The 6,392-nt window shown below is 68.5% G+C and carries 7 protein-coding genes and 2 pseudogenes; 7 read left to right on the top strand and 2 right to left on the bottom strand.

The genetic code is table 11. The annotated features are described in order from the left end of the window. The 4 genes and pseudogenes from GJ629_RS13395 to GJ629_RS13410 form a co-directional block, all read left to right on the top strand. Nucleotides 1-628 (top strand): annotated as a pseudogene (locus tag GJ629_RS13395) (protein-L-isoaspartate O-methyltransferase); the annotation flags it as partial. Between the two features lie 31 nt (nucleotides 629-659). Further along, entirely contained in the window at nucleotides 660-1,043 is a 384-nt protein-coding gene (locus GJ629_RS13400) for a CrcB family protein (RefSeq protein WP_157513498.1), read from the top strand. Continuing rightward, nucleotides 1,040-1,474 (top strand): CrcB family protein, encoded by a 435-nt coding sequence (locus tag GJ629_RS13405; protein ID WP_157513499.1) that lies wholly within the window; start codon nucleotides 1,040-1,042, stop codon nucleotides 1,472-1,474. The genes GJ629_RS13400 and GJ629_RS13405 overlap by 4 nt, the downstream gene beginning before the upstream one ends. Then, nucleotides 1,435-2,543: pseudogene (locus tag GJ629_RS13410) on the top strand (aminotransferase class V-fold PLP-dependent enzyme). Before GJ629_RS13405 ends, GJ629_RS13410 begins: the two are co-directional and overlap by 40 nt. A gap of 18 nt (nucleotides 2,544-2,561) precedes the next feature. Here the strand turns inward: GJ629_RS13410 and GJ629_RS13415 are convergent. Further along, entirely contained in the window at nucleotides 2,562-3,215 is a 654-nt protein-coding gene (locus GJ629_RS13415) for a hypothetical protein (protein ID WP_157513500.1), read from the bottom strand. A gap of 242 nt (nucleotides 3,216-3,457) precedes the next feature. On the opposite strand from GJ629_RS13415, the gene GJ629_RS13420 reads away from it, so the two are divergent. After that, entirely contained in the window at nucleotides 3,458-3,898 is a 441-nt protein-coding gene (locus tag GJ629_RS13420; protein ID WP_157513501.1) for a zinc ribbon domain-containing protein, read from the top strand. 38 nt (nucleotides 3,899-3,936) lie between these two features. Then, nucleotides 3,937-4,104 (top strand): hypothetical protein, encoded by a 168-nt coding sequence (locus GJ629_RS16370; protein ID WP_197428612.1) that lies wholly within the window; start codon nucleotides 3,937-3,939, stop codon nucleotides 4,102-4,104. Here GJ629_RS16370 and GJ629_RS13425 read toward each other — a convergent pair whose 3' ends face one another. Continuing rightward, complete coding sequence (locus tag GJ629_RS13425; protein WP_157513502.1) at nucleotides 4,105-4,530, bottom strand: HIT family protein; 426 nt, start codon at nucleotides 4,528-4,530, stop codon at nucleotides 4,105-4,107. 300 nt (nucleotides 4,531-4,830) lie between these two features. On the opposite strand from GJ629_RS13425, the gene GJ629_RS18110 reads away from it, so the two are divergent. Next, a partial coding sequence (locus GJ629_RS18110; protein WP_157513503.1) for an N-acetylmuramoyl-L-alanine amidase occupies nucleotides 4,831-6,392 on the top strand: 1,562 nt, incomplete at its 3' end.

The raw sequence follows: 6,392 nt of genomic DNA on the forward strand, positions 1-6,392 counted from the left end.
GCCACGAGTTCGTCGAGGACGACCGGGCGGCCTACGCCGACCGGGCGTTCGACCGGATGGGGACCCGCGTGCTCGCGCCGTCGACGGCCGCGCGGTTGCTGGAAGCGCTCGCGCCCGACCCCGGGGACACCGCGCTCGTCGTCGCGCGGGCGTCGGCTACACCGCCGCCGCCGTCGCCGAGATAGTCGGCGACGCCGACACCCACGCCATCGATATCAACCGACGGCTGGTCTACGACGCGCGCTCGAACCTCGCCTCGGCGGGCTACGAGGGCGTGTTCGTCGACAAGCGCAACGGCAGCGACGGCCTCCCGGAGTACGCCCCTTACGACGCCATCCTGCTTGAGGCCGCGGCGGTCAGCCCGCCCCGCGCGCTGGTCGACCAGTTGGCAGAGGGCGGCCGACTGGTGATGCCGCTGGGCACCCGCGAGCAGACGCTCTCCATCGTCGAGGACGGCGACGTGGCGACGCGACTGGGGACGGTCGCCTTCCGGCCGATGCTGGTCGAGGGCGAGTCCGCCGACACGATAGAGCGCAACCGGACCCGGCGGGAGGACCAGGAGCGGGCCCGCAAGCAGGCCGAGTCCCGCGCCGGGTGGGAGCAGGACTGGATCGACTGGGACCGATAGCTACGAGTCCCGGCCTCCCCCAGCGGCGAGTATGGCAGTCACCGCCGAGCGAGTCAGGGAAGCCGAGACCGTCCTGCTGGTCGCCGTCGGCGGGTTCGCCGGCGCGGTGCTGCGGTACGCCGTCGACGTCGTCCTCCCGGCGGGGTTCCCGTGGGGGACGCTCGCGGTCAACGTCGCCGGAAGCTTCGCCCTCGGGCTGTTGCTGTACGAGTCCCGACTGGCGGGCGTGTTGCGCTCGGAGACGCGGACCGTCGCCGGCACCGGCTTCCTCTCGTCGTTCACGACCTACTCGACGTTCGCCGTCGAGACGGCCGCGCTGTCCCCGGCGCTGGCGGCGGTCAACGTCGTCGCCAACTACGCGCTGGCCATCGCCGCCGTCCTACTGGCCAGACGGGTCACGCGGGGGCTTGTATGATCCCGCCGGCCGTCCTCGTCGGCCTCGGGGGTGTCTGCGGGGCCGTCGGCCGCTACCTCGTCGGCGAGTTGCTGGAGGGCGCGCGCCGGGACACTTTCGCGGTCAACGTCGCCGGGAGTTTCGCGCTGGGTGCCGTCCTCGCCCTCCCGGTCGGCGAGAGCGCCACGCTGCTCGTCGGGACGGGCTTCTGTGGCGCGTTCACGACGTTTTCGAGCTTCGCCGTCGAGACCGTCCAACTGTACGAGCAGGGCGACCGCCGCGAGGCGGTCGTCTACGCCGGCGGGACGCTGCTCGCGGCGTTGGTCGCGGTCACGGCCGGCGGGATGCTCGCGGGCGCGTCTGAGCGCCGGTGGGCGAAAGGTACGAACCGTCGGCGCACCGAGAGGGGAGTATGGATCCGGAGTCGCTACGTGCGTCGATGCCGGCGCTAGAGGAGACGGCCTATCTCAACACCGGGGCGTCCAGTCCCAGCCACCGCCGCGTGGTCGAGGCGGTGACCGACTTCCTGACTCGCCACGGCTACGAGGCCCCGACCGACGAGGGGATGTACCCCGTCGCCTTCGACGCGATGGACGCCGCCCGCGAGACGGTCGCGGACTTCGTCGGCGCCGACGGCGAGGAGATAGCGCTGACGAACTCGACGGCTGACGGGATCAGCCGCGTCGCGGCCGCTATCGACTGGGAACCCGGCGACGTGGTCGTCCGGACCGACCTCGAACACCCCGCCGGGACGCTGCCGTGGGACCGCCTCGCGGACGTGGCCGACATCGAGGTCCGAGTGGTAGAGACCGAGGGCGGGCGGCTCTCGATGGACGCGCTGAAAGACGCCGTCGCGGACGCGCGACTGGTGACCCTGTCGAGTCTCACGTGGACCCACGGCACGCAGTTGCCCGTCGGGCAGGTGGTCGACGTCGCCCACGACGCCGGCGCGCAGGTGCTGGTCGACGCCGTCCAGTCGCCGGGACAGGTCCCCGTCGACGTGAAACAGTGGGGGGCGGACTTCGTCGCCGGCGCCGGCCACAAGTGGCTGATGGGCGTCTGGGGCGGCGGGTTCCTCTACGTCGACAGCGACGCGATAGCGAGCCTCGAACCGCGCCGGCTCAGCTACATGGGCGTCGAGGAGATGGGCGGTGAGGGGTACGACTTTCGGGCGGGCGCACGGCGGTTCGAGATCGGGACCACCTCGCCACTGCCGTACGTCGCCTCGCGGAGGCCATCGACACCGTCGAGGACATCGGGATGGAGACGATTCAGGACCACGTCGAACCGCTGACCGCGCGGCTGAAAGAGGGCCTCGACGACGAGCAGTTGCTGAGTCCCGAGACCTACGAATCCGGACTGGTGACCTTCCGGGTCGACGACCCCGAGGCGACGGTCCAGCGACTGGCCGAGGCGGGCGTCGTCGTCCGGTCGCTCCCCCATCCCGACAGGGCCGTTCGGGCGTCGGTCCACGTGTTCAACACGGCCGAGGACATCGACCGGTTGCTGGCCGGGTTGTAGCCGGGAGCGCCGCGTCGTTCACTCGTCGCCGACGGGGCGACGCCGGAGTTCGTCGATGAGGTCCCGTAGCTGGTCGAGTTCGGTCTCCAGTTCCTCACGGCGGTCGATGAGGCCGCTGAGTTCCTCGGTGTTGACCGAGTGCTCCTGCTCGATGGCGGCCTCAAGCGAGTCGGTCGTCGACTGGACGAGGTAGGTTGCGACCTGCAGGACCTCCTGTGGGGACTCGGTCGCCTCCAGCAGCGTCACGTCGCCCGACTGCATCCCGTAGCGGATCAGCGGCACCTCCTCCTCGGCGTGGTAGGTCGTGGTCGTCGAGAGGCCGGTGACAGGGTTGTACCGGTCGTGGGACTGCTCGGTGCGGACGATGCTGAACGGTTCGACCAGCGTGGGGTAGGTCTCGGGCAGTTCCCGCAGGCGGTCGGCGGCGGTCACGTCGAGTTGGGCCTCGACGTCGCCGAAGAACTGTTTCGACCCGGTGAGGCTGAGCGCGACGGCGAAGAAGACGCCGGCGTTCTCCTCGGCCAGTCCGCGGATCCGCTCGCGGACCGCCTCGTGGTCGCCCTCGAGCGCTAGCTGTTCGAGTTCGTCAAGCAGCGCCCGCGTCCCCTGCTCGCGGTCGAGATACTCCTCGACCAGCGCTCCCGGCAGTTCGGTGTCGTCCCGGCCGTGCATACCCGGGGGTTCGAACCCCACCCCTATACGCTTTTGCGGGTCGCGTCGGCCGGTTCCACAAAGCATTTACTGACCGCCACGGATAGTACGGGTGTCCGCCTCCGGAACGGCGGGATAGCAGAACAGGGAGGCCTTTTCGCGGCTGGCAGGTCGCTCCGGCGACCACGCCATATTCGTTCCGACGACGACCAGCGGTCGGTCCGGACACAACCCTCTTGAGCGAGGGGCGAGCAACGTCGGGTATGGCCGAGTGCCCGTACTGCAGTGGGCCGGTGGACGACAGTGATCGGTTCTGCCCGCGCTGTGGCGAGCGACAGACCGACCGCGGGGACCGCGAGGGCGTCTTCGACCCCGCGGTCGTCCAGTACCTCGACGGCGTCCGCAACGGCGCGCGAACCTTCGAGACGGACTCGCCCCACCACGACCGCTTCGAGACCCAACTCCGGGCCGCAGTCGAGGACTTCGCGACACTGGCCGGCACGGGCGTCGACCTCCGAGAGGTCCTCGACGTCGAGACGCTCCCGGAACTGACCGAACCGGTCGACCCCGGCGCGGACACCGACGCCGCGACCAGACAGGTCGTCGGCCTCGCCGTCCTCTTCGGCCTCGCCACGGCGGGGTTCGACAGCGTCGAGGGCGACGAACTGCTCGCCTACGACCTCCTCCTGCGGGAATCCCTCTGAGTGGCGGTTTTTTACCGCTGGCCGCCCTCCGAACACGTATGGGCCTGTTCGAGGATATGGGGCGCAAAGTCGAGAAGTTCAAACAGAGCGCCACCGACAACGCCGACGCGCCGACACACCACTGTTTAGACTGCGAGGAGGAGTTTTTCACCGACTACGACGCCTGCCCGGAGTGTGACGGCGACCACGTCGTCCTGATCGACTGACTACTGATTGTCCCGGATAGCGTCCGCGAGGGCGTCCAGTTCGTCGTCCGAGAGGTCGGGACGACTGCCGAAGACGCCGTGTATCGGTCCTCCGCCGTCGTCCGCCGTCCGGGGGACGACGTGCGCGTGGACGTGTGGCACCTCCTGGCCGGCGGCCTCGCCGTTGTTGAACGCCACCGTCGAGGCGGGCGCGTCCGCGGCGTCCTCGACCGCCGGGACGAGTTCGTGCAGGCGAGCGTACAACTCGCTGGCCGTCGCCGCCGGCACGTCGTTCAACCGTTCGTAGTGGGTCTTCGGGATGACGAGCGTGTGCCCCGGGGCCAGCGGGTTCGCGTCCAGAAACGCCAGCACAGTGTCGTCCTCGTAGACCGTGCGGCTCGGTATCTCGCCGTCGACGATACTGCAGAAGATGCAGTCCTCGCTCATAGTGAGGTCTGTGCGGGCCTCCGGCATAATGGCTGTGCCGTCGACGGGATAGATACAGTGCGGCGGAAGACAAAGTTAGTTATGTTCTACAAAAATTAATTATAATAGGGTCGGGTCCCAACCCGGAGTCGCAATGCGCCAATCACGACGGCGCTTCCTCGGAGTCACAGGGGGAGCACTCGCAGGGGGAATCGGAGTCGGGGGACTACCGACCGCAGCGGCGGACAAGCCCGATATAGAGTACGTCCCAGCGGCGGGGTCGAACTACACGAGTACGAACCGGGACGCGAGCGACCTCCGGTGGGTCGTGCTCCACACGATAGAGGGCGACGCGACGCGGGAATCGCGACGTTCCAGAATCCCGGGTCGAACGTCTCCTCACACTACGTCGTCGGCTTCGACGGGACGATAACGAAGATGGTCGACCCCAAAGACGTCGCGTACACGAACGGCAACGGGCCGTACAACGACACGAGTATCAACATCGAGATGGCCGGGCGCGCCGGCCAGACGGACTTTCCGTCGGCACAGATCAGCGCGGTCGCGGACCTCACCCGGTGGCTGTGTGACACCTACAGCATCCCGAAGCGCCATCCCGAGTACGACATCGCACCGTGTTCGGCCTACGGCGGTGCGGGCGGCCTGATCGGCCACGAACAGATTCCGGCACCGGACAACTGTAACCGCGTCACCGGCGGGAAAGTCGACCCCGGCCCCACGTGGCCCTGGGACCGGTTCGTCTCGCTCGTGACCGACGGCGAGTCGACGACCGACCAAGGGGAACTACTCGAACGGGGCGAGCGGGTCGTCACGAGCCAAGTGACGACTGTCCGTTCCGACCCGGCGGTCCGTGACCGCAACGTCGTCTTCACCCAACCGGAGGGAGTCACCGGCAGCGCCGTCGGCGGCCCGGTGACGGCGGACGGGTTCAGTTGGTACGAAATCGAGTACGACAACAGCAAGACGGGGTGGTCACCGCGGACGAAGCTCTCGGTCGCCGGCGCGTTCGACATCGAACAGCGTGTCTCGCCGGTGGTCGACACGACCGTGTATCGACGACCAGACCGGTCCTCGGTCGAGGAGGGTATCGCCCGGATGGACGACGCGGGCTACGTTCGCGACGGACCGAAACTCGTCGATGGCGTGCTCTTCTGGCGGGTCGCGTTCAACAGCGGACTGATGGGATGGGTCAGCGAGACCAACCTCTCGCCCGCACCGCTGGACGCCGCCGGGGGCGAACCGCCGGCGTTCGACATCGGCCAGACCGTCCAGTCGACGGTCGATCTGAACGTCAGACAGAAACCGGACATCGACAGCAGCGACATCGGCACCGCCTCCGACGGGGAGACGGGCACCGTCACCGACGGCATCGTCTCCGCCGACGGCTACACGTGGTGGAAGGTCGCGTGGGCCGACGCACCGACCGGCTGGTCCGTCCAGCGATATCTCGACGACGGCCGCGGCGACCGTCCCGGCGGGACCGTCCGGCAGCCACAGTCGATCACGGTCGACACGCCAATCGATGTCCGCGTCGACATCAGCGGCGCGGAACTCGACGACGCCATCGCCGGTCTCAAGCCGTCGAGTCCGCTCGTCGGCCTCGGCGACGTCTGGGTCGACGTCCAGAACGAGCGTGACGTCGACGCCATCTATCAGGCCGCCCACGCCTGTCTGGAGTCGGCCTACGGCACCTCCGCCATCGCCCAAGAGAAGAACAACCTCTACGGCTTCGACGCGCGGGACGTCTGTCCGGCCGAGTGCGCCGACAGCTTCAGTTCCTTCGAGGACTCAATCCGGCAGGTTATGTCCTACGTCGACCGTGAGTACCTCTCGTCCGACGGCCGGTACTACGTCGAACCGAC

The organism is Halapricum sp. CBA1109, from assembly GCF_009741825.1.
Taxonomy (GTDB): Archaea; Halobacteriota; Halobacteria; order Halobacteriales; family Haloarculaceae; genus Halapricum.